The following is a 26,784-nucleotide window of genomic DNA, read 5'->3' as shown; positions in this document are numbered from 1 at the left end:
AGCACCTCGACGAGAAGGTCGCCCGCCTCCACCTCGACGCCCTCGGCGTCAAGCTGACCACGCTGCGCCCGGAGCAGGCGGAGTACATCGGCGTCAAGGTCGAGGGCCCGTACAAGCCCGACCACTACCGCTACTGACCGCCGGGGACACCGTGGACACCATCGTGCAGACCGCTCCGGCCACCGCCCCGGACACGGCCCCCGGCGATCGGGACCCGTGGCTCCCGGACCTGCTGCTGCGCACCGAACGGGACGTGCTGATCCCGCTGTTGCGCCGCACGCCGGAGGCCTCGTTCGGGCTGCGGACCGCCTGCCCGGGCTGGACCGCCCGGGACGTCCTCGCCCACTGTGCGGCGGCCCTCGTCCGGATCGTCGAGGGCCGGCTGGAGGAGGGGGTCTTCCTCCCCGCCGCCAACGCCGCCGACGTGGCCGAACGCGTGGACTGGCCGGTGGGCCGGATCGTGGACGAGCTGGAGCGCGGGTTCAGCGAGGCCGGCCCGGTCATCGCCGCCGGTGACGGCAGGCTGGACGCGGTGGCCCTGGGGGAGTGGATCCACGCGGGCGACGTCCGCGAGGCCCTCGGGGAGCCGGGCGCGTACGCGGGCGACAGCCTGGCCCTCGCCCTGCCCCTGCTGCAGGTCACCAGCCGCACACGCGAAACGCCCCGGCTGATCGCCGACATCGACGGTCACACCGGAGCGCTGGAACTGGGCAACGAGGTGGACGGCCGGCCCCCGGCACGGTTCAGCGGTGAAGCGGCGACGCTGATCCGGCTCTACTCGGGCCGTCCGCTGGTCGCCACCCGCTACGAACTGGCGGGGGCGGCCGAAGGGGAACTGCTCATCTACCGGTGAGCACAGGGGTGCGCCCGGGCCGCGACCCGGCCCGGGCGGCCGCTCAGCCGTCGATCCGCACGACCTGGAAGGCCTCCGCCATCCGCCCGGCCGGCAGCCCCGCCGCCCGGGCGTGCTCGCCCAGCCACTCCCGCAACAGCCCCGACAGATCGTCGAAGTGCGCGGTCTGCGACGTGTGGATGCGCAGCGCCTCCACCTTCCGGTCGAAGACCGGTGTGACGTCGACGTACTGGTTCGGGGTCGGGCCGGTCATCAGCCACAGCTCGGGGACGATCCACGGCTCCAGCCCCTCCTCCTTGAGCAGGGACGGGTGGGCGAAGGGGTTGCGCGCCTCGGGGTAGACCGCCCGCAGGGCGGCGTCGCCCACCGCACGGTGGTCGGGGTGCAGGTCGGCGATGCGGGACCAGTTGATCTCCGGGCTGGGTATCACGGCCCGCTGCGGGCGGACCTCCCGGATCACCCGGCACAGGTCGCGGCGCAGCTCCACGCTCGGCTCCACGTAACTGTCCGGGTAGCCCAGGAAGCGGACGTCGTCGACGCCGCTGCGCTTGGCCGAATGGACCTGCTCGGCCCGGCGGAGGTCGCCCATGGCCTGGCGGGGGAGCCGTTCGTCGTAGCCGCCGGCGCCGCCGTCCGTGACGATGCAGTACGTCACGCGCCGCGTGCCCTGCGCGATCCACCGCATGACCGTCCCGCTGACGCAGAACTCGATGTCGTCCGGGTGCGCGGCCACGACCAGCAGGGATTCCGGTGCGCTGCGGTCAATGAGATCGGTCGCGAAGTGTTCCATGCGATCAGCCTGTTGGGCCCGGACCCGGCCCGCAAGGCAGCCCCTTTGGCGTACTCGCGACATGTCGCCTGTACGCCACGCGAAGCGGAGGCGCGTCCGTCCATGTGCAGGATCTTCGGCTCCCTGTCGCCCGCGCCGGCCCGTCCGGACCCGGCCGAACTCGCCGCCGTCTCGGCCAGGCAGCGGCACGGCGGCCCCGACGAGCACCGCGTGCTGCGCGGCCCGGGCTGGGCGCTGGGCTGCGACCGGCTCGCCGTGACCGAACCGCACGGCGGGAGCCAGCCGTACCGGCTCGCGCACCTGCCGGGCATCACGGCCGTGCTGAACGGGCAGATCCACAACCACACCGCCCTGCGGCGCGAACTCGCCGCCCGCGGCCACCGGTTCCCCGACCGGTGCGACGGCACCCTGCTGCCCGCGCTGTACGCGGAACACGGCCCCGACTTCGCGCGGCGGCTCGACGGGATGTTCGCCGTCGCCGTCCTCGACCTGCGCGCGGAACCCCGGCTGGTCCTCGCCGTCGACCCGCTGGGCATCAAGCCCCTGCACTACCACCACGGCGCGGACGGCACGTTCCGCTTCGCCTCCGAGATCCCCGCGCTGCTGGCCTTCGACGGGGTGCGGACCGCCCCGCGCGAGGACAGCCTCGACACCGTCCTGTGCCTGCGCACCCCCGTCTCCGCCCGCACCGCCCTGGAGGGCATCGGCCTGCTGCCGCCCGGGGCGACCGCCGTCGTACGGCCCGGCCGGGCGCCCGTCGTGCGGCGCAGACCTCCCGGGCGGCGGGGGGAGGCTCCGCAGGCGGCCGGCGGGGACGTGCAGGACCTGCTGCGCCGCGAAGTGCGGCGCCTGGCCCGGGCCGACGTACCGGTGTGCACCCTGACCAGCGGGGGACTCGCCTCCGGCCTGGTCACCGCCCTGGCCGCCGAGTACGCCCGGGAGACCGGGGCGCCCGCCCCGCACAGCTTCCACCTGGCCCTGCGCGGCCGGTGGCCCGGCGCCGAGCACGGCCGGGCCCGCCAGGTCGCCCGGCACACCCGCACCTTCCACCACGAGGTCGCCCTGGACCCGGCCGAACTGCCGTCGCTGCTCACCCGGACCACCCGCCACCTGGGGCAGCCCGACGCCGACCCCGCCGCCCTCACCGCCTACGCCCTCTTCCGCGCCGCCCGGCAGGCCGGGTACACCGTCGCCCTGACCGGGGACGGCGCCGACGAACTGTTCGGCGGGCCCGCCCGGCTGCACGCCGCCGCCTCGGCACCCACCGGCGCGGACTGGGCCGCCTCCTACGCCGACACGCTGGGCGCCGTGCCCCGCCTGCTCCGCCAGTGGCTGTACACGCCCGCCTACCGCGCCTACCTCGCCGACGAGGGATCGGCCGCCGACCGGGTGGAACGCGAGCTGCGCTCCTGCCCCGACGGCGACCGGCGCGCCGCCGTCACCGCCTTCGAGACCCGCTGGCGGCTGCCCGCCGGCCCGCTGCGCCGGGCCGACCACCTGGGCATGGCCTGGGCCGTCGAGGCCAGGATGCCCTTCTGCCGCCCCGCCGTCGCCGCCCGCGCCCTCGCGCCCGCAGGCCCGTACGACCGGCGGGCCCTGCACGGGGCGGCGCGCGAGCTGCTGCCCGAGGCCCTGGCCCGGCGCGCCCGGCAGCCGTCCGCCCCGCCCCTCGCCGCCCTGATCGCGCCCGGCGGCCCGCTGCTGGACCCCGTGCGCGAACTGCTCTCCCCGGAGCGGCTGGCGAGAGCCGGACGGGTCCGTCCCGAACGGGTCCGGGCACTGCTGGCCCGTCAGCTGGAGCGCCCCTCGGAGGGCGACGCGCTCGCGCTGTGGGCGCTGGCCGTGCACGAGCTGTGGACCGAGGTGGTCCGCGGCCTGCGCGTCCCGCTCGACTGCGCCGCCTGAACGGCCTCGCGGCGCAAGGCCGGTGGCCCCCGGAGTACCCGGCCGACCGGCCGGTACCTCCTGGCGTATCCACGCAACGGCGTGAACGCGCACCCGGATACCAGACCGGTCGGTTCGTTTCTCTGTCACGCTGGAACGGCACCCCGGGCTTCCCGGCGGCCGGGCGGCGGCCCGCCCGCCCCGAGCGCTCATCCCGTGCCAAGCCCCGCTGCGTACTGCGCACCACAACGTCAAGGAGGTCCCATGAGCACCCCCGTATGGATCACCGCGACCCCGCCGGCCACCCACGGCGAACTGCACGTCGGACACCTCGCGGGCCCCTACGTCGCGGCGGACGTCCTGTCGCGCTACCTGAGGGCCGAGGGCGAACCCGTCCTGTTCACCACGGGCACCGCCGACCACAACAGCTCCGTGCACGCCCGCGCCCTGCGCGCGGGCCGCAAACCGGAGGAGGTCGCGGAGGGGTACCGGGCCGCCATCACCTCGGACTGGCTGCGCTCGGGCGTGGAGTTCGACCACGTCGTGCGACCCCGCCAGGACAAGGGATACGGGCGCTGGCTCGCGGACCTCTTCCGGCGCCTGCACGCCGAGGGCGTCATCGCCGCCCGCACCCGCCTCACCCCGTACTGCGAGTCCTGCGACCGCTGGCTCCACGGGGCCCACGTCACCGGCACCTGCCCGCACTGCTCCGCATCCAGCGAAGGCGGCATGTGCCACGAGTGCGCCCGCCCCAACGACGGCGGCGACCTGCTGGAGCCCCGCTGCGCCCAGTGCGGCTCCGCGGCCGTGCCCCGGCGCTGCCGCCGGCTCTACGTCCCGCTGGAGCCGCACCGGGAGGCCCTCGCCGAGTACTGGGCCGGCACGGGCCTGCCGCCGCGGCTGGCCGCGCTGTGCGAGTCCCTCGTCGAGGACGGCCTGCCCGACATCGCGGTCGCCCACCCGGCCGAATGGGGGCTGCCTGTCCCGGTCGACGGCTTCCCCGAGCACCGGATCGACGGCTGCTTCGAGGCCGCCGCGATGCACCTGTTCGGCTACGGGGACCAGGCGCTGCCCGAACGGGCCATCCACTTCTGCGGCTTCGGCCACGCCTTCTGCCACGCCGTCCTGCTGCCGGTCCTGCTCTTCGCCCAGGGCGTCAAGCTGCCGCAGCACTTCTGCGTCAACGAGGCGTACGTCGTGGACGACGAGGCCCTGGTCTGGGGTTCCGGCCAGAAGGCCTGGGCCCTGGACCTGATCACGGAGTACGGCTCCGACACGCTGCGCCGGCACGTCCTGCAGGCCCGGCCGCTCGGCCGGCGCACGGAGTTCCGGCCCGAGCGGCTCGCCGCCGCGCGCCGGGAGCTCGACGAGAGCTGGAACAGCTGGCTGGCGCGGCTGTTCGCGGCCGTCCGCGAGGAGTGCGCGGGGCTGGCCCCGGCGGCGCTGCCCGGCGGCGCCGGCTGGGAGGTGCTGGAACGGCGGCTGCTGCGCGGGGTGGAGGACCTGCGGGAGGCGTACTCACCCGAGTCCTTCGACCCCCGCAGGGCCGTCGCCCTGCTCGACGAGATGGTGCGCTCGGCGGCCGACTTCGGCCACGTCAACGCGCACGAGGCGCACCGGCCCACGGCCGACAGCCGCCACCTGCCGGCCCTCGCGGCCCAGCTGGCGGTGGCCCGGGCGCTCGCCGCCTGGGCGCGGCCGGTGATGCCGGAGGGCGCCGACCGGCTGGCCGCCGCCCTCAAGGCGGAGCCGGGCGGCCCGGTTTCGGCCGCGGCCCTCCTCCCGCCCGCCCCGGGGACCAGGCTGGCCCCGACCTCGGGCCCGGTCTTCGGCTTCTGACCGGACCCGGGTCCGGGTCCGGACCCGGACCCGGACCCGGACCCGGACCCGGACCGTGCCGCCGCCCCCCACACGGCGGCACCTCCCCGCACCACCGCACCACGCACCACAGCGAGACGACCACCCTCCTTCGCCGCGTGACCGCGCGCCGGTCACCGGCGGAGCGGGGCGCGCGGCCTCTCCCCGTTGGAGTTCCACGTGTCCCTGCGCGTCGCCATGCTCAGCGTCCACACCTCGCCGCTGCACCAGCCCGGCACCGGGGACGCGGGCGGCATGAACGTCTACATGGTCCAGCTCTCCCGAGCCCTGGCCGAACAGGGCGTGGAGGTGGACCTGTTCACCCGGTGCGCGGGGGAGGAGCACCCGGACCCGGCCGGCCTGGGCCCCGGGGTGCGGGTGCGGCACCTGGAGGCCGGCCCGCGCGCGCCGCTGCGCAAGGAGGACATGCCCGCCCTGGTGGTGCCGTTCTCGCTGGCGCTGCTGAAGGAGGAGCGGCGCTACGACCTGGTGCACTCGCACTACTGGCTCTCCGGCCAGGCCGGCCGCATCGCGGCGGCCGGCTGGCGGATCCCGTTCGTGCACACCGCCCACACCCTGGCCCGGGTCAAGAACGCCGCCCTCGCCGAGGGCGACACCCCCGAGCCCGAGCTGCGGATCCGGGGCGAGCACCAGGTGGTCGGGTCCGCGGACCGGCTGATCGCCAACACCGGCGACGAGGCCCGGGCGCTGGGCGAGCTGTACGGGGCCGACGCGCGCCGCACGCAGATCGTCCGGCCGGGCGTGGACCTGGCCACCTTCGGTCCCGGCCGGGGGAGGGCGGCGGCACGGGCCCGGCTGGGGCTGCCGGCCGACGCGTTCATCCCCCTGTACGCGGGCCGCATCCAGCCCCTCAAGGGGCCGGACGTGATGGTCCGCGCGGTCGCCGGCCTGCTGGAGCGGGCCCCGCACCTGCGCGGGCGGACCCTGGTCCCGGTGGTGGGCGGCAACTCGGGGGCCGGGCCGCGCGGGGAGGCGTGGGAACTCGCCCGCGAGCTGGGGGTCTCGCAGGTGCTGCGGCACCACCCGCCCGTACCCCAGCGGGAGTTGGCGCTGTGGTACCGGGCGGCCGACGTGCTGATGGTGCCCTCGCGCAGCGAGTCGTTCGGGCTGGTGGCCCTGGAGGCGCAGGCATGCGGGACCCCGGTCCTGGCCTCCGCCGTGGGAGGGCTGCCGACCGCGGTGCAGGACGGGGTGACGGGGAGGCTCGTGCACGGCAACGATCCGGCGGAGTACGCCCGCGGACTGCTGTGGTTCGCCGAACACCCGGGGGAGGCCGCGGTGATGGGCCGGGCGGCGGTGGCCCACGCCCGGAACATGAGCTGGCGCGGTGCGGCGGCGCGGACCCTGGAGGTCTACCGGGACGTGCTGCGGGAGGAAGGGGCGCGACCGGGCGCGGACATGAGTGAGGCAGGAGCGGCGGCACGCTCCTGCCTCGCCGACGCCTCTCCCCTGGAGGGCCGAGAAGGCCGGAATTCCACCCTAGCAGCACTTTTGAGCTGACCAAAGGTGCGCAAGCGTAACGTCTGTATGAACTCCTTCAGATCCGCCTCAGGTGCGCTATAGGGAACTGGCCCGCACCGGGAATCCGTACGACAATGGAGAGGTCTTCGAGGGAATTCCGGCGGCACGGATCCGCGGAGACCGAATCGATGTTCCGCAATTCCTGGAGGAATCATGTCCGCTGCGCACACCGCCACCACCCGCCCGCTCTGTACGATCCGCGACAACGGCAACGGCTGGGACTGAACAACCGGCCGGACCGGCGGACATCACCCCGCTATCGCCCCTCCGGGCGGTCGCGGGGCTTTTCCTTTCCGCCCTCGCGCCATTCCGTTCAGTCCAGCCAGCCGAGCCGCTGCGCGCGCACGCCCGCCTCGAATCGGCTGGACGCCCCCATTTCCTGCATCAGCTCGGACAGCATTCTGCTCACCGTCCGCAGGGAAACCCCCAGGGTCCGGGCGACCTTTTCGTCCTTCATTCCCGATGCCAGCATTTTCAGGGCCGCCCGCTGCTGTTCGGACAGTCCGTCGCCGCCGAGTTCCGGCGCCACGTCGTCGCCATAGGGGGTGGCCGCGTGCCAGCAGTGTTCGTACAGCGCCAGATAGGAGCGCACGAGGGCCGGCCCGCGGGCCAGGATCGCGCCGGCCGACCGGTCCTCGGGGTGCACGGGCAGGACGGCGAACTGCTGGTCCGCGATGATCATGTTCATCGGGACGGCGGGGGAGAGGCGGATCTCCACACCGGCCTCGACCCGGCGCCGGAGCATCTCCACCGCCTCGGGTGACGTGGTGATCCGCTGGTGGTAGATGGCGCGGATGCGCACCCCGTTGTCGATCTGCCGGCGGTCCCGGCTGAGCACCCGGTCCGCGACCTCCCGCACCAGGGCCGTCACGTGCATGGACGTCAGGTCGTGGCGGATGACGTCGGTGATGTCCTCCAGCACCTGCTGGATCCGCCCGTAGTCGTCGAGGATCTCCACCTCGACGTCGGAACCGCCCAGCGCGCCGGGCCGCAGGAACCGTCCGACCAGCGTCTCCAGCGCGCTGTACGCCCGGTCCGACTCGTCCAGGTGCTCGCGCAGCCGCTCCCGCTCGCGCTGGAGCATCCGCAGCAGGGCGATCTCCGGGTCGACGGCCGCGACCGCGTCCGGGCCCGGCCGCCACTCGCCGGACTGGAGGTCGGCGCGGGTGGCGTGGGTGGTGCCGGTCGGCACGATGAGGCCGAGCGAGATCAGCTCCGCCCGCCACTTCTCGCGTTCCTCGGACGAGAGGTCGAGTTCCTCGAAGGCGTCGTTGAGGTTGGACACCCCGCGCAGGCGCAGCTCCTGATAGAGGGCCAGCACCTTGTCGGCCGACTGGATGCCGTCCCTGCCATCGCCCGTTGCCATCGCGAAGCGACCCCCTCGTCTTACGAATCGACAGTCACACTTTGGCACATGCCGATCGGGGACGAGGAGAGGGATCAGTCCCGGGGTGCGCTCAGGCAGTCGGGGCACAGTCCCTTGAAGACGACCTCCGCGCCGCCGTCCATCCGCCAGGCGGTGAGCGGCGCGCCGCGCGGCGGCTCCGGAACCGGGGCCTCGACGTTCTCCACCCGGCCGCAGCGCACGCACAGCGCGTGCTGGTGGGGCGGACCGGCGACCTCGAAGACCGCGGGCAGGCCCGGGCGGTCGAACTTCGCGGCCAGGCCCGTCTCCAGGAAGTGCCGCAGCATCTCGTAGACGGCCTGGCTGGTGAGGGTCCCGAGGCGCTCGCGGGCCGCGGCCGTGATGGACTCGACGTCCATGTGCCCGCCCGCCGCCAGGACCTGCAGCACCTCCAGGCGCGGCCCGGTGACCCGCAGTCCTACGTCGCGGAGGCGCTGGATCACCGCCTCGCGGCCGGTCGACTCCTCCACGACAGCCATCACCGCGCCACCATCCGCAATCTGGTCGACTCAAAACTTTGGGAGCATCGTACCTCTTGCGAGTCCTTCTCGAGCGGGAGGAGCGGAAAGGGGCAGCGAAGGGCGCGGCGGGCTTCTGTCAGCCCCCGGCCCGGCACACGAGCAGGACGCTCTCGGTCCGCCCGTCCAGCCGGTGGGTGCGGCGCCGCTCCACCCGCAGGCCCGCCGCGTCCAGTTCGGCGGCGAGCCGCTCCCCGTCGACGACCCACTTGTCGGTGCTGCGCACCACCCGCTCGGTGCGGACCTTGCCGGTGAGCACCGAGTGGTAGGTGATCCGCTCGGTCATCCCGTCCGGGTCGAAGACCTGCCGGGCCACCGTCCACTCCTCGATCCCGTCGAACCGGGGCACCTGGAAGGCCCAGGTGCGCCGGGGCTCCTCGGCGAGCCCGCGCGGTCCGTGCGCGGTGAAGTCCAGGGCCAGGGCGCCGCCCGGCTCAAGCCGTCCCGCGACCTCCCGCAGCAGTCCGGGGCGGGCGTGGGGCGGTACGGCCGCGATCATCGTCCCGGCCAGCAGGGCCAGCCGGTACCTGCCCCGCAGCCGCAGTTCCGCGAGATCGGCCCGGGTGGTGACCAGCAGCCGCGAGACCTGGGGGCCGATCCGCCGGCCCCAGGCCCGCAGCCGCTCCAGGCTGGCCGGGTCCCGGTCCACCGCCTCGACCCGGAAGCCCTGCCGGGCGAACGGCACCGCCAGGCGTCCGGCTCCGCAGCCCAGGTCCAGGACCGGGCCGCCGCAGCGGCGCGCGAGGCTCAGGTAGCGGACGATGTCCGCGCTGTGCGGGCCCAGCAGGGCGTCGTGCAGCCAGCCGGCGTCCTCGTCCGCCGGGGCGGCCGACTCCAGACCGGGCAGGCAGTCCGCCGGGAGCAGCACGGCGGACCCCCCGTGCGCCGGGAGCCGGGAGTCCTGCGGGGTGGCCGGCCGGACCGGTGCGAACGCTGCGGGCACGACCGGCATGAAGGGCAGGGAAGTGCCGCTCGGTGTGTGCATCGCTCCTCCAGGGGCTCGCTCGGTCCAGCCGTCCGGGGCGTGGCTCCCCTGCCGCCGGGGGACCGCGCCGCTGGGGAAATCCTGTCCCGCGGGCGGGCGCCGGGGCCAGCGTTGCGGGCTGCGTGAACACGCGATGGCGTGGATCTGCCACGGTCCCGGGGCGGGGACGGGCGGTGCGTCAGAGGGAGCGGCCCAGCCGGACCGGGGAGAGCGCGGTGAACCCGTGACGGGTGAAGAACGGCAGGGACGGGGCCGCTTCGGCGGGCAGGGTGACCCGCTGGGTCAGCGCCCCGTGGGCCCGCATCCGCTCGCCCGCGGCCGCCAGGAGGGCCGAGCCGACGCCCTGCCGGCGGCGGTCCGGGGCGGTGCACAGGGCGTAGAGCTCGCCCTCGGCGGTGACGGGGAGGCCGCCCGACACCGCCCCGACGACGCCGCCGTCCGCGTCGGCGGCGACCAGCCAGCCGAGCCAGGCGGGCGCCCCGCCGGGAATTTCAATTTCCGCTCGAATGCGGGGGAGGGAGCAATGGGCCGACACCAGCCGGCCGACGCGCATTTCGCCGAGGAGGCTGCCGTAGTCCTCGCGTATGGCCGCGGCGAGGAGCCGGGAAATCGCCGCGGCGTCCCCCGGAGCTGCCGTCCGCACGTCAGCCAGCAGCATCTATCCCCCACCTCTCACCGCACCGGTCCTGAGCCCGCACGCGCCCACAATAGCGGCCAATTCGAGTGCCGGGGGTCGGGGGGAAATCTACGAATTGGCTTAGTAAATAGCCGGGTTGGGTGATCCCCTATCAACGGGTCCAACAACAGAGGGCGATCAGCGGGAGGATGGCCGACGCCGAGACGGCCACCGCGAACAGCCCGCGCAGCACCGGACGCCCCGCCCGGCGCGGCCCCAGGATCCGCCGCATCCGCACCGCCGCCGACGGACCGCCCGCCGCGAACGCCTTGTGCGGTGCGTGCCCCGTCGCCAGCGCGTACAGGGCCGTGGCCAGCGCATCGCTCGAACAGCGGCGCAGCGCCCGGTCGTCGGCGGTCATCTCCAGCAGCAGCGGCACCGTCCGCCCGCCGATCCGGGCCAGCGGCAGCCGCCGGAACACCGACGCGTACGCCCCCGCCGCCGCCACCAACAGGTGGTGGCGGCCGCCGATGTGGGCCCGCTCGTGCGCGAGCGCCGCGGCCAGCTCCTGCTCCGAGAGCACCTCCAGGGCCCCCGTCGAGACCACCACCCGGCGCGAGCGTCCCGGCAGGCAGTACACCGCCGGGCGCGGGTCGTCCAGCACCGTCACCCCCAGCCGCCCGTCGTAGCGGCCCACCAGCCGCAGCAGTTCGGCGTGCCGGGTGCGGGCCCGGCGCGCCCGCGCCAGCTCCCGTACGAAACCGGTCCCGGGCACCGCCAGCACCGCGAGCGCCGCCAGCGCGGCGAGCGCCTCGCGCGGGGAGGCGTCCAGCACCCGGCCCGGGGAGGGGAGGTCCAGGGTCAGGGCCATGTCGACCAGCCGGTGACTGGTCTGCGCGGGCAGCAGCAGCTGCGCCGGCAGCATCGCCGTCGACGCCGCGAACAGGGCGCCGCACACGATCCACACGGCCAGCCCCAGCCGGGGCGCCTGCTGCGCCCACACGGCACGGACCAGCATCCACGGCAGCACCAGCCCGGTGACCAGCGCGAGCCCCAGCGGGGGCAGGACGTGGTGGTTCACAGGGCCTCGCCCCCCGCGGGGGAGGGGCGTTCCGAGCGGGCGGCGCGCAGGGCCTCGTCCAGCGCCTCCACGTCCTCGTGGGACATCCGCTCCACGAACCGCAGCAGCGTGGCCCGGCGGTCCTGGCTGTCGCCGAGCGCGTCCTGCATGAGCGCCGCGGTGTACTCCTCACGGCTGCGCACCGCCTGGTACATCCAGGCCCGGCCCGACTTCTCGCGGCTCAGCCAGCCCTTGCGGTGCAGGATGTCGGCCACGGTCATGACGGTGGTGTAGGCGACCTTGCGCCCCCGGTTGATGTCGTCGACGATCTCGCGGACGGAGGCGGGCCGTTCCCACTGCCACACCCGGTCCATGATCTCGGCTTCCAGCTCTCCCAGCCGGCGTACGCGCATGCTCGTCGCCCTCCCCTCGGCAGCGGCTCATCGTACGGCGCGCCCTCGCGGCGGGGGCATACCCCCGCCCGGTACGCGGGGCCCGGGCGCGGGGGGCCGGAACGCGGCGAGCCCCTCCACACGGTCCTTCGTGTGGAGGGGCTCGCGGGCCCTGCGGCCGCCGGGCTACGCGCGGATCAGCCGGGCGATGGCCCTGCTCGCCTCGTCGACCTTGGCCTTCGCCTGGTCCCCGCCCTGGGCGATGGCCTCGGTGACGCAGCAGGCGAGGTGCTCGTCGAGCAGGGTCACGGCGCAGGACTGGAGCGCCGCGTTGATCGCGGACACCTGGGTGAGCACGTCGATGCAGTAGACGTCCTCGGCGACCATCCGCTGGACGCCGCGGACCTGGCCCTCGATCCGCCGCAGCCGCCGGATGACGTCTTCCTTCTGTGGTGCGTAACCGGCCACGGGGGCTCCTCAGTTGGCGGCGGCCCTGAAGCCGCGCAGACGCAGGCTGTTGCCGACGACGAAGACCGAGGAGAAGGCCATGGCCGCTCCGGCGATCATCGGGTTGAGCAGTCCGGCCGCGGCGAGCGGCAGGGCGGCCACGTTGTAGGCGAAGGCCCAGAACAGGTTCGAGCGGATCGTGCCGAGCGTCTTGCGGGCGAGCCGGATGGCGTCGGCCGCGGCCCGCAGGTCGCCCCGGACCAGGGTCAGGTCGCCGGCCTCGATGGCGGCGTCGGTGCCGGTGCCCATGGCCAGGCCGAGGTCGGCCTGGGCGAGCGCGGCGGCGTCGTTGACCCCGTCGCCGACCATAGCGACGCTGCGGCCCTCGGCCTGGAGGCGCTTGACCACGTCCACCTTGTCCTGCGGCATGACCTCGGCGATGACCTCGTCGATGCCCACCTCGCGGGCCACGGTCTCGGCCACGGCCTTGTTGTCGCCGGTCAGCAGGATCGGGGTCAGGCCCAGGGCGCGCAGCCGGCGGATGGCCTCGGCGCTGGTGTCCTTGACGGCGTCGGCGACCTCCAGCACCGCGCGCGCCTCCCCGTCCCAGGCCACCGCGATCGCGGTGCGGCCGGCCGACTCGGCGTCGGACTTGGCCCGCTCCAGGTGCGGGGGCAGTTCCATGGCCCACTCGGCGAGCAGCTTGCCGCGGCCGACGAGGACGGCGTGGCCCTCGACGACGCCCTGGACACCGAGGCCCGGGATGTTGGCGAAGTCCTCGGGGGCGGGCAGGGACCCGACGCGGGCGGCGGCGCCGGCGGCGACGGCCTGGGCGATGGGGTGCTCGGAGGCGTGCTCCAGGGCTCCGGCCAGGCGCAGGACCTCGGTCTCGTCGGTGCCCTCGGCGGTGTGCACGTGCAGCAGGGTCATCCGGCCGGTGGTGACGGTGCCGGTCTTGTCCAGGACGATGGTGTCGACCTTGCGGGTGGACTCCAGCACCTCGGGCCCCTTGATCAGGATGCCGAGCTGGGCGCCGCGGCCGGTGCCGACCAGGAGGGCGGTCGGGGTGGCCAGGCCCAGGGCGCAGGGGCAGGCGATGATCAGGACGGCGACGGCGGCGGTGAAGGCGGCCGAGAGACCGGAGCCGGTGCCGAGCCAGAAGCCGAGGGTGGCCAGCGCGATGGCGATGACGACCGGGACGAACACGGCGGAGATCTTGTCGGCGAGCCGCTGGGCGGCGGCCTTGCCGTTCTGCGCGTCCTCGACCAGCCGGGCCATGCGCGAGAGCTGGGTGTCGGAGCCGACCCGGGTGGCCTCGACGACCAGGCGGCCGCCTGCGTTCAGGGTGGCGCCGGTGACGGAGTCGCCGACGGAGACCTCGACGGGGACGGACTCGCCGGTGAGCATCGAGGCGTCGACGGCGGAGGAGCCCTCGACGACGGTGCCGTCGGTGGCGATCTTCTCGCCCGGGCGGACCAGGAAGCGGTCGCCGACCTGGAGGTCGGCCGTCGGCACGGTCACCTCGTGGCCGCCGCGCAGTACGGTGACCTCCTTGGCGCCCAGCTCCAGCAGCGCCTTGAGGGCGGCGCCGGCCTTGCGCTTGGACTTCGCCTCGAAGTAGCGGCCGGCCAGGATGAAGGTGGTGACGCCGGCCGCCGCCTCCAGGTAGATGTTCCCGGCGCCGTCGGTGCGGGCGATGGTGAACTCGAAGGCGTGCCGCATGCCGGGGGTGCCGGCCGTGCCGAAGAACAGGGCCCACAGCGACCACAGGAACGCGGCGATCGTGCCGACCGAGATCAGCGTGTCCATGGTGGCCGCGCCGTGCTTGGCGTTGGTCCAGGCGGCGCGGTGGAAGGGCCAGGCGGCGTAGGTGACCACGGGCGCGGCCAGGGTCAGCGAGAGCCACTGCCAGAAGTCGATCTGGAGGGCCGGGACCATCGCCATGGCGATGACGGGCACAGAGAGGACGACGGCGGCGGTCAGCCGCTGGCGCAGCGGGGCCAGTTCGTCGGCCTCGGCCGGCGGCTCCTGCCCGGCGCCGGACGGGGCGGAGGAGCGGGGCGGGGCGGGCTCGTGCGCGGTGTAGCCGGTGGCCTCGACGGTGGCGATCAGGTCCGCGACGGAGATGTCGGCCTCGGCGTCGAAGGTGACCTTCGCCTTCTCGGTGGCGTAGTTGACGGTCGCCTCGACGCCGTCCATGCGGTTGAGCTTCTTCTCGATGCGTGCCGCGCACGAGGCGCAGGTCATGCCGCCGATGGCGAGCTCGACCTGGGCGGCGCCGGGGGTGATGGTGGTCATGAGTGCTGCTCCTCGTTCGAGCGCGGGGCCGGTGCCGGGGCCCCCGGGGGAAGGAAGGGCCCCGGCGTCCGGGTGGGTCGGGGTGGGGCGGGCGTCAGGCCCGGCCGGTGAGCTCGTAGCCGGCGTCGTCCACGGCCGCGGCGATCGCGGCGTCGTCCGGCTCGCCGGCGGTGGTCACGGTGACCACGCCGCCGTCCACGTCCACGTCCACCGAGAGGACCCCGGCGAGCGCGCCGACGGACGCGGTGATGGCGGTCCGGCAGTGTCCGCAGCTCATGCCGGACACGCGGTAGACGGTGGCGGTGCTGTCGACGACGGCGACGGTGGTCGTGGTCTCACCGTTGGAGGCGCAGGCGCCATCGGGGGAACAGCAGGAAGACATGGGCTTCTCCTTGATCGTGCTGATCGTGCAGATACCCTCTGGGGGTATCCGGGCTGACTCCAGATATACCCCCCCGAGGTATTCGTTCGCAAGAGTTTCCCGCGCTTGACTTGATACCCCCTGGGGGTATGGTGGAGATCCATTGAACCGCTGTACGCGGCACCTACGTCGTACGGGAGACCAGGCATGAACACCGGAGTGAAGATCACCGCCTTCGCCGCCGCACTCGCGGCGGCCTTCGGCGCCGCCTACGGGGTCGGGGCGGGCGTCGGCCCCGTGGGCGAGCCGGCGAAGGCCGGGCACGCGGCCCACGCCACCCAGGCGAAGGCGCCCGCGGAGGGCGGGCACGGCGGCCACGATCAGGCCGCCGCCCAGGGCCCGGCGGCCGGCGGCCTCCAGGTCTCCGACGCCGGCTACACGCTGAGCCTCGACACCCCCGTGGTGGCCCCCGGCCAGGGCGAGCTCAGGTTCTCGGTCAAGGACGCCGCCGGCCGCAAGGTCACCGGCTACAAGACCGAACACGGCAAGGAACTGCACTTCATCGTCGCCTCGCGCGACCTGACGGTCTTCCGCCACCTCCACCCGGTGCGCGCCGGCGACGGCACCTGGTCCACCCCCGTGGACCTGCCCGCCGCGGGCGCCTACAAGGCCTTCGCCGACTTCGCCCCGTCGGCCGGGGACGCGAAGAACGTCACCTTGGGCGCCGACCTCACCGTCCCCGGTGCCTACGCGCCGAGCCCCATGCCCCCGGTCGCACCCACCGCCGAGGTGGACGGCTACCAGGTCGCCCTCGGCGGGACCCTCCAGCCCGGCAAGCCCGGCGAACTGAAGCTCACGGTCAGCAAGGACGGCAAGCCCGTCACCGACCTGGAGCCCTACCTCGGGGCCTACGGACACCTCGTCGCCCTGCGCGACGGCGACCTCGCCTACCTGCACGTCCACCCCAACGAGGGCGGCCCCGGCCCCGACGTCTCCTTCACCGCCACGGCCCCCAGCGCCGGCACCTACCGCCTCTTCCTGGACTTCCAGCACCAGGGCAAGGTCCGCACCGCGGCCTTCACCGTCCGGGCGGGCGGCGACGGCGCGGCCCAGGCTCCCGCCGCGCAGCCCGCACAGCCGGCCGGGGAGGAGCAGGGCGGTCACTCGCACTGACCTCCCGGCGGAACATCCCGCGGCCCGTCCTCGTTGTCGACATACCCCCCAGGGGTAAAGAAGGCCCGATGAAGGGAAGCGATCGCCGTGCCCGGTTACACCTCCCACAAGGACGACGTCCTCAAGCGGCTGCGCCGCATCGAAGGCCAGGTGCGCGGACTCCAGCGCATGGTCGAGGAAGGGACGTACTGCATCGACGTGCTCACCCAGGTCAGCGCCGCCACCAAGGCCCTGCAGTCCTTCGGGCTGACCATGATGGAGGACCACCTGCACTCCTGCGTCGCCGACGCCATCGCCGAGGGCGGCGACCAGGCCCGCGGCAAGGTCGAGGAGGCCTCGCGGGCCATCGCCCGCCTGGTCCGCGCCTGACCCGGCGCGGACCGGCGCCGGCCCTCCGTCCGCCGCGCACACGCGTCCGGGCCGGCCCCCCGAGGGGACCGGCCCGGACCGGTGCGCCGCAGGAGCGCCGGCGCGTCAGACGAGGTCGAAGCGGTCCAGGTCCATCACCTTGGCCCACGCCGCGACGAAGTCCTTCACGAACGCCTCCTTCGCGTCGTCGCTCGCGTACACCTCCGCCAGGGCGCGCAGTTCGGAGTTGGACCCGAAGACCAGGTCCGCCCGGCTGCCCGTCCACCGGACCGCGCCCGTCGCGGCGTCCCGGCCCTCGAAGGAGGTCTCGTCCTCGGACACCGCCGTCCACGTCGTGCCCAGGTCGAGCAGGTTGACGAAGAAGTCGTTGGTCAGGGTCCCGGGGGCGTCGGTGAGGACGCCCAGCGAGGACCGTCCGTGGTTCGCGCCGAGCACGCGCAGCCCGCCGACGAGCACCGTCATCTCGGGCGCGCTCAGGGTCAGCAGGTTCGCCCGGTCCAGCAGCAGGTACTCGGCCGGCAGCCGGCCGTCCTTGCCCAGGTAGTTGCGGAAGCCGTCGGCCGCCGGCTCCAGCGCGGCGAAGGACTCCACGTCCGTCTGCTCCTGCGAGGCGTCCACCCGGCCCGGGCTGAAGGGCACCTCGACGTCGAAGCCCGCGTCCTTCGCGGCCTTCTCGACGGCCGCGCCGCCCGCGAGCACCACGAGGTCGGCCACCGAGACCTGCCGGCCGTCCGTGCGGCCCTCGTTGAAGGACCGCCGGATCCCCTCCAGGGTGCGCAGCACGGCCGTCAGCCGGTCGGGCTCGTTGACCTCCCAGCCGATCTGCGGCTGGAGGCGGACGCGGCCGCCGTTGGCGCCGCCGCGCTTGTCGCTGCCGCGGAAGGAGGAGGCGGCCGCCCACGCGGCGGACACCAGATCGGCCACCGACAGGTCCGAGGCCAGCACGCGGGCCTTGAGATCGGCGACGTCGGCGGCGCCGACGGGCTCGTGCGTCCGGGCCGGCAGCGGGTCCTGCCACAGCAGCTGCTCGGCCGGGACCTCCGGGCCCAGGTAGCGGACGACGGGGCCCATGTCGCGGTGCGTCAGCTTGTACCAGGCGCGGGCGAAGGCGTCCGCGAACGCGGCGGGGTCGGCGTGGAAGCGGCGCGAGATCGGCTCGTAGACCGGGTCGAAGCGCAGCGACAGGTCGGTGGTCAGCATCGTCGGGGCGTGGGTCTTCGACGGGTCGTGCGCGTCGGGCACGGTCCCCGCGCCCGCGCCGTCCTTCGGCCGCCACTGGTGGGCGCCGGCCGGGCTCGCGAACAGCTCCCACTCGTAGCCGAAGAGGATGTCGAAGAAGCTGTTGTCCCAGGTGGTCGGGGTGTCGGTCCAGATCCCCTCCAGACCGCTGGTGATGGCGTCCCCGCCCTTGCCGGTGCCGTGCGCGTTCGCCCAGCCCAAACCCTGCGCCGACATCGGCGCGCCCTCGGGGGCCTCGCCGACGCTCTCGGCCGGGCCCGCGCCGTGGGTCTTGCCGAAGGTGTGGCCGCCCGCGATCAGGGCGACCGTCTCCTCGTCGTTCATCGCCATCCGGTGAAACGTTTCACGGATGTCGCGCGCCGCGGCTATCGGGTCCGGGTTGCCGTTCGGGCCCTCCGGGTTCACGTAGATCAGGCCCATCTGGACCGCGCCGAGCGGGCTCTCCAGCTCACGGTCGCCGGTGTAGCGCTGGTCGCCCAGCCAGGTGGTCTCCGGGCCCCAGTACACGTCCTCGTCCGGCTCCCAGACGTCCGCGCGCCCGCCGCCGAAGCCGAAGGTCTCCAGGCCCATCGTCTCCAGGGCGACGTTCCCCGCCAGGATCATCAGGTCGGCCCACGAGAGGCTGCGCCCGTACTTCTTCTTCACCGGCCACAGCAGGCGGCGGGCCTTGTCCAGGTTGCCGTTGTCCGGCCAGCTGTTGAGCGGCGCGAACCGCTGCTGGCCGGCCCCGGCGCCGCCGCGGCCGTCGCTGATCCGGTAGGTGCCCGCGCTGTGCCAGGCCATCCGGACCATGAAGGGGCCGTAGTGGCCGAAGTCGGCGGGCCACCAGTCCTGCGAGGTCGTCAGCACCTCCGCGATGTCCTGCTTGACCGCGGGGAGGTCGAGGGTCTTGAACGCCTCGGCGTAGTCGAACCCCTCGCCCAGCGGGTTCGCCACGGCGGGGTTCTTCGCGAGGATCTTCAGATTGAGCGAATCCGGCCACCACTGGCGGTTTCCGCCGCCCTGGGTCGGGTGCGCGGCGCGACCGTGGGCGACGGGGCAGCCTTCGGTTTGCTTCTCAGACATGGGAATCCTTCCGCACCGGGGGGTGTCGCGGTGCACGGAAATCGCTGGAGTGTTTTCCTGTCCCTTGGCTATCGGCAGATCCGATCCTACGATGGACGGATTCCAAGTCAAGAAGCACGCCAGAGTACGCTTCCCCAGGAATGGGTGACCCTATGAGTGACCTGCTGGAACGACTTCGAAGCCGTGGCTGGCGGATGACCGCGCAGCGCCGCGTCGTCGCCGAGGTGCTGGACGGGGACCACGTCCACCTCACCGCCGACGAGGTCCACGCCCGGGCGGCTCGGCGGCTGCCCGAGATCTCCCGGGCCACCGTCTACAACGCCCTGGGGGAGCTGGTCGCCCTCGGCGAGGTGGCGGAGGTCTCCACGGACGGGCGCGCCAAACGCTACGACCCCAACGCGCGCCGGCCGCACCAGCACCTGGTCTGCTCCGGCTGCGGGACGATCCGCGACGTCCACCCGGCCGGTGATCCGCTGGCCGGATTCCCGGAATCGGAGCGCATGGGTTTCACGGTGTCCAAGGTCGAGGTCACCTACCGGGGACTTTGTCCGTCCTGCTCCTGACCCATTCCTCTCCTCCTGCCGCATTCCGCATTCCGTATTCGGATATCCGGCCTTTTCCGGCCCTTCCGTTCCGGCGCATTCCCCGGCCCGCCGCCGGCGCGATCGCGACGGCGGCCCGTGCCCGTCCTCCCGCCCCGTTCACCCCTCACGGTGAGTAGTCGTACCGCTCGTCCACAGGCCCGGCCGACGGGACGGGAGTGTCCCAGGGTGCCGCTAGGCTTCTCGGATGGCCCTTTCGGACGCTTCCCCCGAGATCTCAGACGAGGTCTCCGACGCTTTGCGGGTGCTCCACCGCGTCTTCGGTTACAGCTCCTTCCGCGGTGACCAGCAGGAGATCATCGAGCAGCTGATCGGCGGCGGCGACGCCCTCGTCCTGATGCCCACCGGCGGCGGCAAGTCGCTCTGCTACCAGATCCCGGCGCTCGTCAGAGAAGGCACCGGCATCGTGATCTCCCCGCTGATCGCGCTGATGCAGGACCAGGTGGACGCGCTGACCGCCCTCGGGGTCCGGGCCGGGTTCCTCAACTCCACGCAGGACCCCTACGAGCGGCAGGCCGTGGAACAGGCCTTCCTCGCCGACGAGCTGGACCTGCTCTACCTCGCCCCCGAGCGGCTGCGCACCGAGGGCACCCAGCGGCTGCTCGACCGGGGCAAGGTCTCCCTGTTCGCCATCGACGAGGCGCACTGCGTCGCCCAGTGGGGCCACGACTTCCGCCCCGACTACCTCGCGCTGTCCATGCTGCACGAGCGCTGGCCCAAGGTGCCGCGGATCGCCCTGACCGCGACGGCCACCGAGGCCACCCACGCCGAGATCGCGACCCGGCTGGGCCTGCAGGACGCCAGGCACTTCGTCGCCAGCTTCGACCGCCCCAACATCCAGTACCGGATCGTCCCCAAGGACAACCCCGCCCGGCAGCTGCTGGAGCTGATCCGCGCCGAGCACGACGGGGACGCCGGCGTCGTCTACTGCCTCTCCCGCTCCTCCGTGGAGAAGACCGCCGCGTTCCTGCGGGAACAGGGCATCGACGCCGTCCCGTACCACGCCGGCATGGACTCCCGCGCGCGTGCCGCGAACCAGGCCCGCTTCCTGCGCGAGGACGGGGTCGTGGTCGTCGCCACCATCGCCTTCGGCATGGGCATCGACAAGCCCGACGTGCGCTTCGTCGCCCACCTCGACCTGCCCAAGTCCGTCGAGGGCTACTACCAGGAGACCGGCCGCGCCGGCCGCGACGGCGAACCCGCCACGGCGTGGCTCGCCTACGGCCTCCAGGACGTCGTCCAGCAGCGCAAGCTCATCGACGGCTCCGAGGGCGACGACGCCCACCGCCGCTCCCTGGGCATGCACCTCGACGCCATGCTCGCCCTCTGCGAGACCGTCGACTGCCGGCGCGCCCGGCTGCTGGAGTACTTCGGCCAGCACGGCGGCCCCTGCGGCAACTGCGACACCTGCCTGACCCCCGCCGAGTCCTGGGACGGCACCGTCGCCGCCCAGAAGCTGCTGTCCACGGTGTGGCGGCTGGCCAAGGAACGCCGCCAGAAGTTCGGCGCCGGCCAGATCATCGACATCCTCCAGGGCAAGAAGACCGCCAAGGTCATCCAGTTCGACCACGACGCCCTCTCGGTCTTCGGCGTCGGCGCCGACCTCGGCACCGCCGAATGGCGCGGCGTCGTGCGCCAGCTGCTGGCGCAGCGGCTGCTGGCCGTGGAGGGCGACTACGGCACCCTCGTCCTCACCGACGCCAGCGGCGAGGTGCTCGGCGGACGCCGCACCGTCCAGATGCGCAAGGAGAAGAAGGCCCCGGCCACCGCCCGCAAGGAAGGCGGCTCCCGCTCCGGCAAGGCCGCCCGCGTCCCCGTCGACCTCCCCGCCGCCGCCGTCCCCGTCTTCGAGGCCCTGCGCGCCTGGCGGGCCGCGACGGCCAAGGAGCAGGGCGTGCCCGCGTACGTCGTCTTCCACGACGCGACGCTCCGGGAGGTCGCTACCCGGCTGCCCGGCACCGTAGAGGAACTCGGCGGGATCGGCGGCGTCGGCGAGGCCAAGCTCGCCAAGTACGCCGAGGGCCTCCTCGACGCCCTGGCCACCTGCCGGGCGGACGGCGCCGTGGCCACCGCCGCACCGGCTCCCGTCGCCGCGCCGCTCACCGGGCTCGCGCCCGCCGCGCCCCGCCGGGCCGCGCCGCAGGCCGCCCCGGAGACCGCCCCGGAGGAGCCGCCCTTCGAGGACGAACCGCCCTTCGACCCGGAGGAGATCGACCCTCCCTGGGACGACTGGCGCTGACCCGCCGGCAGGGGCGGCCCCGCAGGGGCCGCCCCGCCACCCCCGCCGGTCAGGCGCCGACGTACGCCGCCAGATGCTCGCCGGTCAGCGTGGAGGAGGCGGCCACCAGCTCGGCCGGCGTGCCCTCGAAGACGATCCGCCCGCCGTCGTGGCCGGCGCCCGGCCCCAGGTCGATGATCCAGTCGGCGTGCGCCATGACCGCCTGGTGGTGCTCGATCACGATCACCGACTTGCCGGAGTCCACCAGCCGGTCCAGCAGCCCCAGCAGGTGCTCCACATCGGCCAGGTGCAGGCCCGCGGTCGGCTCGTCCAGGACGTAGATCCCGCCCTTCTCACCCATGTGCGTGGCCAGCTTCAGCCGCTGCCGCTCCCCGCCCGACAGCGTGGTCAGCGGCTGGCCGAGGGTCAGGTAGCCCAGGCCGACGTCCACCAGCCGCTCCAGGATCCGGTGCGCCGCCGGGGTACGCGCCTCGCCCGAGCCGAAGAACTCCTCCGCCTGGGCCACCGGCATCTCCAGCACCTCGCTGATGTCCCGGCCGCCGAGCCGGTACTCCAGCACCGACGCGTCGAACCGCTTGCCGTCGCAGTCCTCGCAGGTCGTGGCCACCCCGGCCATCATCGCCAGGTCGGTGTAGACGACCCCGGCGCCGTTGCAGGTCGGGCAGGCCCCCTCCGAATTGGCGCTGAACAGGGCCGGCTTGACGCCGTTGGCCTTGGCGAACGCCTTGCGGATCGGCTCCAGCAGCCCCGTGTACGTCGCCGGGTTGCTCCGCCGCGAACCGCGGATCGGCGTCTGGTCCACCGACACCACCCCCGCCGAGGCCGGGACGGAACCGTGGATGAGCGAGCTCTTGCCCGAGCCGGCCACCCCCGTGACCACCGTGAGCACCCCCAGCGGGACGTCCACGTCGACGTCGCGCAGGTTGTGCGCCGACGCCCCGCGGATCTCCAGCACGCCCGACCGCTCGCGCGGCGACCCCTTGAGGGAGGCCCGGTCGTCGAAGTGCCGCCCGGTCACCGTCCCGCTGGCCCGCAGCCCCTCGACCCCGCCCTCGAAGCACACCGTGCCGCCCGCCGCGCCGGCGCCCGGCCCCAGGTCGACGACGTGGTCGGCGATCGCGATGACCTCCGGCTTGTGCTCCACGACCAGCACCGTGTTGCCCTTGTCGCGCAGCCGCAGCAGCAGCCCGTTCATCCGCTCGATGTCGTGCGGGTGCAGGCCGGTGGTCGGCTCGTCGAAGACGTACGTGACGTCGGTCAGCGCCGAGCCGAGGTGGCGGATCATCTTCACCCGCTGCGCCTCCCCGCCCGACAGCGTGCCCGCCGCCCGGTCCAGCGAGAGGTACCCCAGCCCGATCTCCACGAACGAGTCCAGCGTGTGCCGCAGCGTGGCCAGCAGCGGCGCCACCGAGGGCTCGTCCAGACCGCTCACCCACGTGGCCAGGTCGCTGATCTGCATCGCGCAGGCGTCCGCGATGCTGATCCCCTCGACCTTCGAGGACCGCGCGCCCTCGCTCAGCCGCGTCCCTGCGCAGTCCGGACACGTGGTGAAGGTGACCGCGCGCTCCACGAACTCCCGGATGTGCGGCTGCATCGCCTCCTTGTCCTTGGCCAGCATCGACTTGCGGATCCGCGGGATCAGCCCCTCGTACGTCATGTTGATCCCGGCGATCTTCATCCGGACCGGCTCGCGGTGGAGGAAGTCGGCCAGCTGCTTCCTGGTGAACGAGCGGATCGGCTTGTCCGGGTCGAAGAGGCCCGACTCGACGTAGAGCCGGTAGTTCCAGCCGCCGGGCTTGTAGCCGGGGATGGTCAGCGCCCCCTCGTTCAGGGACTTGGACTCGTCGAACAGCTGGGCGAGGTCGAGGTCGTTGACCGTGCCCCGGCCCTCGCAGCGCGGGCACATGCCGCCGGTGATGCTGAACTCGCGCCGCTCCTTGACCGTCTGCCCCCCGCGCTCCAGGGTGACCGCGCCCGCGCCGCTGATCGAGGCCACGTTGAAGGAGTACGCCTTGGGGGAGCCGATGTGTGGGTCGCCGAGCCGGCTGAAGAGGATGCGCAGCATCGCGTTGGCGTCCGTGGCGGTGCCGACCGTGGAGCGGGGGTCGCCGCCCATCCGCTGCTGGTCCACGGCGATCACCGTCGTCAGTCCGTCCAGCACGTCCACGTCGGGGCGGGCCGCCGTGGGCATGAAGCCCTGGACGAAGGCGCTGTACGTCTCGTTGATCAGCCGCTGGGACTCCGCGGCGACGGTGTCGAACACGAGCGAGCTCTTGCCCGAGCCGGACACCCCGGTGAACACCGTCAGCCGCCGCTTGGGGATCTCCACGCTGACGTCCCGGAGGTTGTTCTCCCGCGCACCGTGCACCCGGATCATGTCGTGGCTGTCGGCGGCGTGCGGTACGGGCGGCCGGTCGTTGGTCGTGCCCCTGCTCATCGTCTCTCCCTCGTCGGCGCGGCCGCGGCGGCGTCCCTCGGCGCCCCGGCCCGTTCCACGCTACGCGAGGGCTCAGGGCTCCTGCTTCTCCGAACGTGACCGGTCCGGGCACGGGGGCAGGGCCGGGCGGTCCTTCGTCCGCACGGCCGGCAGCCAGGCGCTGGCCCGCGGTGCCCCGCCCGGCAGCCGCACCCGGTACCAGAGCGTGGAGCGGAAGTCCGACTCGTCGATGACGGGCTCCCCCCGCGCCAGCTCGCAGTCGGCGTCGAGGACGTCGGCGTGCCACACCCGGGTCGGCACGACGTTCCCGGCGGTGTAGGGCCGCGCCGGGTCGACCGCCAGGCCCAGGCTGCACCGCGGCTCCCGGTCGGCCCGGTCCTGGCAGGCCCGCTCGGCGTTGAACACCCGCACCGGCAGCGGCGCCTCCCGTGACCCGCCGGGCGGGGCCGCCGCGACCTCCCCTCCGGACGAGGACCACAGGGCGGCGGCTGCCGCCCCGCAGGTGGCGGCGGCCAGCAACACCGCCCGCCGCCGCAGCAGCACCGCCGTGCGGGCCCGGAGCCCGCGGCCCGCGGCGGCGCCCGCGTCCGTCGTGGGTCCGGCCGTCGTGTACCCGTCCGCCGGAGCCTCGGCCGTCGTGGGTCCGGCTGGGGGAGCCTCGGCCGTCGTGGGTCCGGCTGGGGGAGCCTCGGCCGTCGTGGGTCCGGCCGTCGTCACCGCGTCCCCTCCAGGGGCGCCCGCCGACCGCGCGGCGCCGATCCGCCGCAGCAGGCTCTCCGCCGTGTGGGCCGCCCGGGCCTCGTGGGTGGGGGCCAGGCAGTCGGCCGCCAGGGACCGCCAGAACTCCGGGATCCCGCCGTCCATCCGCAGGGCGGCGCGCCCCGCCGCGTACTCCTGCACGGCCGCGCCCCGTGCCATCGGGGTGGCCCCGGGGAACAGCGGGGCACCGGCGGCGAACACCTCGTGGATCACCAGGCCCAGGGCCCAGACGTCGGCGCTCGCCCGGACCCGTACGCCCCGCTCACCGAGCGGTGCCCTCCAGCGCTCCGGCGGAAGGTAGTCGAGGGTGCCCATCGGCGCCGCGTACCCGTGGGTCCCGGTCAGCTCCGTGGCGAGCCCGAAGTCCGAGAGCCTGACCGCACCGTCCGCGCCGATCAGGACGTTCTCCGGCTTGAGGTCGGCGTGCACCCAGCCGCTGCGGTGCAGGTGGGCCAGCCCCTCGCAGATCCCCGCGACCAGCCGTCCGCCCTCCGCGTGCGACACCCCGGCGTCGATCCGCTCGCGCAGACTGCCCGCCGCACGCTCCATGACCAGCACGACCGCCCCGTCCAGCGACGGGTGCTCCGGCGCGTCGAGCACCAGGTAGTCCAGCAGCCGGACCAGCCGGGGGTGCCCCGCCCGGGTCCCGAGCTCCACCTCGCGCCGGGCGGCCTCGGCCACGCCCCGGGCCTGCCGCGGCGCCAGCCCGGCCGTCGGCATCACCTTCAGGGCCACCTCGCCGCCCTGCCGCGGATCCGCCGGCCGCCCGGCGTAGACGGTCGCCCAGCCGCCGGCCCCGATCGGCTCGCCCACCACCCACGCCCCCACCCGGTGGCCCGGGGGCAGGAGTTCCGTGTCACCGTCGTCGCTTCCCCACCGGGCGCCGGGGCTGTGCAGCCGCTTCACCCGGCTACCCCCGCGCCCCCGCTTCGGCCCGTGAGGGCGGCAGCAGCCCGAGGTGTTCCTCCCGGACGATCCCGAACCTCAGCGCCAGCCCGACCACCGCGTCCCGCTTGCCGTTGTGCCGCTCGCCCCGCCCGGGCTCGGAGGCGGCGGGGCCGCCGATCCGCAGCTTCTCCACGGCCAGGTAGTCGATGTGCGAGCTCACCGCCCGCGCCGTCAGCCGGCCGCAGCCGGGACGCCCGCGCAGCCGCTCCACCACCTGCGGGGTGGTCGGCACCGAGACCGGCGAGCGGTCCCGCAGCCAGGGCTCGCAGAGCGCGACCAGCACCAGGAAGTACGTGGCCGTCTCGTCCAGGGAGTACGCCGTCACCGTGCGCCCCGTCAGCCGGCCGCCGGGGCCGGGCGGGTCCAGGTAGAGGTGGTCGGGGGCGAACACCTGGAAGGAGACCGCGCCGCCGGCCCGGGTGGGCAGCACCACCCGGGAGAACTCGAACGGTATGGGCGCCCCCGCCCGGCGCGGCGGCACCCGCAGGTACTCGCCCGCCCCTTCCGGGTTCTCCACCAGGTAGCTCTGGGTGGGGCTGTGGTTGCTCAGCTGCCAGTGGTCGTCGGTGACGCGGATCTCCCCGGCCAGCCGGGAGATCGCCACGTCGTCCAGGCGGAGTTCGACCGGCGTCCGCGCGTCCCCGCGCCCGAACCGCGCCGCTTCCCCGGGCCCGAGCCGCAAGGTGACCGCCCCGCCGCCCGCGCCGCCTCCGGGCAGATGGACGACTATGCCGCTCACGATTCCCCCTGTCCGACGTGTCGACAGACGCCTGGACAGGGACGTTACCCGCTACGGCCCTGCCTGGCCCGTGCCCCTTCGGCCAATTCGGCGGAGCCCTGAACAGCGTCTCGGGGATGGGGGAGGGCGGGGTTCGAGAGGGGCGGTCTCGGAGAAGGGTCGGGGGTTTCCCGTCAGTCTCATCGTCCTTCCGTGTCGGGCCGGCC

General features: G+C 74.1%; 23 protein-coding genes. 9 read left to right on the top strand and 14 right to left on the bottom strand.

Annotated features, from left to right (window positions below):
- Together ACFVXK_RS24125 and ACFVXK_RS24120 are read left to right on the top strand one after the other, a co-directional pair.
- The coding region (locus ACFVXK_RS24125) for an adenosylhomocysteinase (protein WP_366456701.1) at window positions 1-137 on the top strand (137 nt) is incomplete at its 5' end.
- Between the two features lie 23 nt (window positions 138-160).
- Window positions 161-853: a maleylpyruvate isomerase family mycothiol-dependent enzyme gene (locus tag ACFVXK_RS24120; RefSeq protein ID WP_389614884.1), complete on the top strand. Its 693-nt coding sequence runs from the start codon at window positions 161-163 to the stop codon at window positions 851-853.
- 43 nt (window positions 854-896) lie between these two features.
- Here ACFVXK_RS24120 and ACFVXK_RS24115 read toward each other — a convergent pair whose 3' ends face one another.
- Entirely contained in the window at window positions 897-1,643 is a 747-nt protein-coding gene (locus tag ACFVXK_RS24115) for a PIG-L deacetylase family protein (protein ID WP_389614878.1), read from the bottom strand.
- Between the two features lie 102 nt (window positions 1,644-1,745).
- Here ACFVXK_RS24115 and ACFVXK_RS24110 point away from each other — a divergent pair, with 102 nt between their 5' ends.
- The 3 genes from ACFVXK_RS24110 to mshA all read left to right on the top strand — a co-directional run bounded on the left by ACFVXK_RS24110 (window position 1,746) and on the right by mshA (window position 6,905).
- Entirely contained in the window at window positions 1,746-3,548 is a 1,803-nt protein-coding gene (locus ACFVXK_RS24110) for an asparagine synthetase B family protein (RefSeq protein ID WP_389614876.1), read from the top strand.
- A gap of 243 nt (window positions 3,549-3,791) precedes the next feature.
- Window positions 3,792-5,366 (top strand): class I tRNA ligase family protein, encoded by a 1,575-nt coding sequence (locus ACFVXK_RS24105; RefSeq protein ID WP_389614874.1) that lies wholly within the window; start codon window positions 3,792-3,794, stop codon window positions 5,364-5,366.
- 216 nt (window positions 5,367-5,582) lie between these two features.
- Window positions 5,583-6,905, top strand: coding sequence for a D-inositol-3-phosphate glycosyltransferase (gene mshA, locus ACFVXK_RS24100; RefSeq protein WP_389614882.1), 1,323 nt, complete (start codon window positions 5,583-5,585; stop codon window positions 6,903-6,905).
- A 334-nt stretch (window positions 6,906-7,239) separates the two neighbouring features.
- Here the strand turns inward: mshA and ACFVXK_RS24095 are convergent, their stop codons facing one another.
- The 9 genes from ACFVXK_RS24095 to ACFVXK_RS24055 all read right to left on the bottom strand — a co-directional run bounded on the left by ACFVXK_RS24095 (window position 7,240) and on the right by ACFVXK_RS24055 (window position 15,029).
- On the bottom strand, window positions 7,240-8,292 hold the full coding sequence (locus tag ACFVXK_RS24095) for a LuxR C-terminal-related transcriptional regulator (RefSeq protein WP_388950660.1): 1,053 nt from the start codon (window positions 8,290-8,292) through the stop codon (window positions 7,240-7,242).
- Window positions 8,293-8,366: 74 nt separating this feature from the next.
- A complete protein-coding gene (locus ACFVXK_RS24090) occupies window positions 8,367-8,810 on the bottom strand; it encodes a transcriptional repressor (RefSeq protein WP_358898267.1) in 444 nt (147 codons plus the stop codon).
- Between the two features lie 118 nt (window positions 8,811-8,928).
- Entirely contained in the window at window positions 8,929-9,834 is a 906-nt protein-coding gene (locus tag ACFVXK_RS24085) for a class I SAM-dependent methyltransferase (protein ID WP_389614871.1), read from the bottom strand.
- Between the two features lie 178 nt (window positions 9,835-10,012).
- Window positions 10,013-10,492: a GNAT family N-acetyltransferase gene (locus ACFVXK_RS24080; protein ID WP_389614869.1), complete on the bottom strand. Its 480-nt coding sequence runs from the start codon at window positions 10,490-10,492 to the stop codon at window positions 10,013-10,015.
- A 130-nt stretch (window positions 10,493-10,622) separates the two neighbouring features.
- A complete protein-coding gene (locus ACFVXK_RS24075; RefSeq protein WP_389614867.1) occupies window positions 10,623-11,531 on the bottom strand; it encodes a M56 family metallopeptidase in 909 nt (302 codons plus the stop codon).
- Window positions 11,528-11,923 carry a BlaI/MecI/CopY family transcriptional regulator gene (locus tag ACFVXK_RS24070; protein WP_389614865.1) on the bottom strand — a complete coding sequence of 132 codons (396 nt, stop codon included), beginning with the start codon at window positions 11,921-11,923 and terminating at the stop codon, window positions 11,528-11,530. The genes ACFVXK_RS24075 and ACFVXK_RS24070 overlap by 4 nt, the downstream gene beginning before the upstream one ends.
- Window positions 11,924-12,088: 165 nt before the next feature.
- Entirely contained in the window at window positions 12,089-12,370 is a 282-nt protein-coding gene (locus ACFVXK_RS24065; protein ID WP_389614863.1) for a metal-sensitive transcriptional regulator, read from the bottom strand.
- Window positions 12,371-12,379: 9 nt separating this feature from the next.
- On the bottom strand, window positions 12,380-14,647 hold the full coding sequence (locus ACFVXK_RS24060; RefSeq protein ID WP_389614861.1) for a heavy metal translocating P-type ATPase: 2,268 nt from the start codon (window positions 14,645-14,647) through the stop codon (window positions 12,380-12,382).
- 94 nt (window positions 14,648-14,741) lie between these two features.
- On the bottom strand, window positions 14,742-15,029 hold the full coding sequence (locus tag ACFVXK_RS24055) for a cation transporter (RefSeq protein WP_045947247.1): 288 nt from the start codon (window positions 15,027-15,029) through the stop codon (window positions 14,742-14,744).
- Between the two features lie 186 nt (window positions 15,030-15,215).
- On the opposite strand from ACFVXK_RS24055, the gene ACFVXK_RS24050 reads away from it, so the two are divergent.
- Together ACFVXK_RS24050 and ACFVXK_RS24045 are read left to right on the top strand one after the other, a co-directional pair.
- Window positions 15,216-16,181, top strand: a complete 966-nt coding sequence (locus tag ACFVXK_RS24050) for a hypothetical protein (RefSeq protein WP_389614859.1) — start codon at window positions 15,216-15,218, stop codon at window positions 16,179-16,181.
- An 87-nt stretch (window positions 16,182-16,268) separates the two neighbouring features.
- Entirely contained in the window at window positions 16,269-16,550 is a 282-nt protein-coding gene (locus tag ACFVXK_RS24045) for a metal-sensitive transcriptional regulator (RefSeq protein ID WP_045947249.1), read from the top strand.
- 105 nt (window positions 16,551-16,655) lie between these two features.
- Here the strand turns inward: ACFVXK_RS24045 and katG are convergent, their stop codons facing one another.
- Window positions 16,656-18,854: a catalase/peroxidase HPI gene (gene katG, locus ACFVXK_RS24040; RefSeq protein WP_389614856.1), complete on the bottom strand. Its 2,199-nt coding sequence runs from the start codon at window positions 18,852-18,854 to the stop codon at window positions 16,656-16,658.
- 152 nt (window positions 18,855-19,006) lie between these two features.
- Between katG and ACFVXK_RS24035 the strand changes: the two genes are divergently transcribed.
- Both ACFVXK_RS24035 and recQ read left to right on the top strand, forming a co-directional pair.
- Entirely contained in the window at window positions 19,007-19,417 is a 411-nt protein-coding gene (locus ACFVXK_RS24035; protein ID WP_389614854.1) for a Fur family transcriptional regulator, read from the top strand.
- A gap of 226 nt (window positions 19,418-19,643) precedes the next feature.
- Entirely contained in the window at window positions 19,644-21,695 is a 2,052-nt protein-coding gene (gene recQ, locus ACFVXK_RS24030; RefSeq protein ID WP_389614851.1) for a DNA helicase RecQ, read from the top strand.
- Between the two features lie 49 nt (window positions 21,696-21,744).
- Here recQ and ACFVXK_RS24025 read toward each other — a convergent pair whose 3' ends face one another.
- The 3 genes from ACFVXK_RS24025 to ACFVXK_RS24015 all read right to left on the bottom strand — a co-directional run bounded on the left by ACFVXK_RS24025 (window position 21,745) and on the right by ACFVXK_RS24015 (window position 26,578).
- The gene (locus tag ACFVXK_RS24025; RefSeq protein WP_389614849.1) at window positions 21,745-24,132 is read right to left on the bottom strand and encodes an ATP-binding cassette domain-containing protein; all 2,388 of its coding nucleotides are present in this window, start codon (window positions 24,130-24,132) and stop codon (window positions 21,745-21,747) included.
- A 72-nt stretch (window positions 24,133-24,204) separates the two neighbouring features.
- The gene (locus ACFVXK_RS24020) at window positions 24,205-25,788 is read right to left on the bottom strand and encodes a protein kinase (RefSeq protein ID WP_389614880.1); all 1,584 of its coding nucleotides are present in this window, start codon (window positions 25,786-25,788) and stop codon (window positions 24,205-24,207) included.
- A gap of 13 nt (window positions 25,789-25,801) precedes the next feature.
- Window positions 25,802-26,578, bottom strand: a complete 777-nt coding sequence (locus ACFVXK_RS24015) for a serine/threonine protein kinase (protein ID WP_389614847.1) — start codon at window positions 26,576-26,578, stop codon at window positions 25,802-25,804.
- Between the last annotated feature and the right edge of the window lie 206 nt (window positions 26,579-26,784).

It is taken from the genome of Streptomyces sp. NPDC058157 (assembly GCF_042884105.1).
GTDB lineage: Bacteria > Actinomycetota > Actinomycetes > Streptomycetales > Streptomycetaceae > Streptomyces.
The sequence above is the reverse complement of the archived record's forward strand: the minus strand, read 5'-3'. Positions and strand labels throughout refer to the sequence as shown.